2 protein-coding genes are annotated in these 1,701 nt (G+C 47.3%); both read left to right on the top strand.

The window, feature by feature from the left end:
- The coding region (locus tag ACIGBM_RS13485) for a TRAP transporter small permease (protein WP_298811636.1) at positions 1-524 on the top strand (524 nt) is incomplete at its 5' end.
- Positions 521-1,701, top strand: a 1,181-nt coding sequence (locus tag ACIGBM_RS13480; protein WP_397478084.1) for a TRAP transporter large permease, incomplete at its 3' end; no start/stop codon positions are given. The genes ACIGBM_RS13485 and ACIGBM_RS13480, both read left to right, overlap by 4 nt.

The raw sequence follows: 1,701 nt of genomic DNA, 5'->3' as shown, positions 1-1,701 counted from the left end.
CATTTTTAGTCAAGCTCAGTGTCTTAATCTCTAGATTATGCCAGTTTATCGGTGGGATCAGTCTCATCATCATCGTCCTAACCACCATGCTCGACGTCGTCGCACGCTACATATTCAAACTCACCGGCGGTGAGTTTGGCTTTACCGTCAAAGGCAGTGTAGAGATCGTCTCCTACTTTATGCTATTTGCATTACTCGCTGCCTTTGCCGCGTTTGTCGAACGCTCACAAATCATCGTCGACGTCTTCACCCAGAAAATGCCACAGTCTATCAAAGGCTACCTTATGGGTATCTTTATGATGGGCTTCTTTGTCATCGGCATCGTCTTCTCATGGGGACTCTACGAGAGCGCCATTGATGCCTTAGAGTATGGCAAAGTCACCCAAGATCTTCGCATATCTATGATGCCTATCTATATGGTTAGTGCCTTCTTAAGCATCCTACTGGCCATTCGCTCATTGATCGAATCCATCAACATCTTTAAGACAGGCGAATTCTTTGACGCCGAGGAGACAGGCGCATGAGTCCAGAAATTATCGGTGCGATTGGCCTAGTTGTCATGATCCTGCTTGTCGTCCTACGAGTGCCTGTGGCACTTGCCATGTTAGGGGTAGGCTTAGTCGGTTTCGGTGCGGTCACCGCGCCTAGTGGTGCTCTACAAATGCTTAAAGACATCCCAGTCGATGTTTTAGCAAAGTATGACTTTAGTGCCATTCCTTTATTTATTCTGATGGGCGTGTTCGCTACTCACTCCGGCATGGCAGGTAAACTCTTTGAAGCCACCCGAACCATATTTGGTGGAGTAAGGGGTAGTCTTGGTATTGCAGGTATTGGTTCATCCGGTATCTTTGCCTCTATCTCAGGCTCATCACTTGCTACTGCCTCTACCATGACCAAAGTGGCGTTACCGCAAATGGAGAAGTACGGCTATCAGCCAGGCTTTGCCTGCGGTATCTTAGCCGCTGGCGGTACTTTAGGTATTATGATTCCGCCCAGTATTGCTTTACTGGTCTATGCCATCTTAACCCAGCAGTCAGTAGGTGACATGTTCATCGCTGGTTTCTTACCCGGTATGCTCGGTATGGTGATGTACTCACTTACCGTCATGGTGATGGTACGCTGGAAACCGCATCTAGCAAAACGTGGTGAGAAAACCACGTGGAAAGCCAAGCTACTGTCATTAACTGGTCTGATACCATTTAGCTTTATCTTTATTGTGATTATTGCCGGTATCTTCTTTGGGTTATTCACCCCAACAGAAGGCGCCGCAGTAGGGGCATTTGTCTCTTGGGCTTATGCCTTTGCTAAAGGCATGCGTCTAGATGGTCTCAAGCAGTCACTGATCGAGACGCTAGCACTCTCTGCAGTGGTGTTCTTTATGCTACTGGGTGCAGAGGCATTGGGATATTTTATCTCAGTCTCACGCTTGTCTTATACCTTGGCATCTTGGATCGGTGGGTTGGCGGTCAGTCCAATGATTGTCCTAATCTGTATCCTGTTCATGTATTTCCTATTAGGACTGTTCATGGATGCCTTAGCAATGCTAGTAATCACCATACCTGTTGTATATCCCATCATTCTAGCGTTAGGATTTGATCCAGTCTGGTTTGGCATCATTGCGGTATTGACGGTGGAGCTTGGTTTGATTACGCCGCCGATGGGGATGAATATCTTTGTGATTAAGGCGATGGCACCGCACAT

The organism is Psychrobacter sp. NPDC077938, from assembly GCF_044542635.1.
Classification (GTDB): Bacteria; Pseudomonadota; Gammaproteobacteria; order Pseudomonadales; family Moraxellaceae; genus Psychrobacter.
Note: the sequence above shows the minus strand (reverse complement) of the source record. Positions and strands in the feature narration are given on the sequence as shown.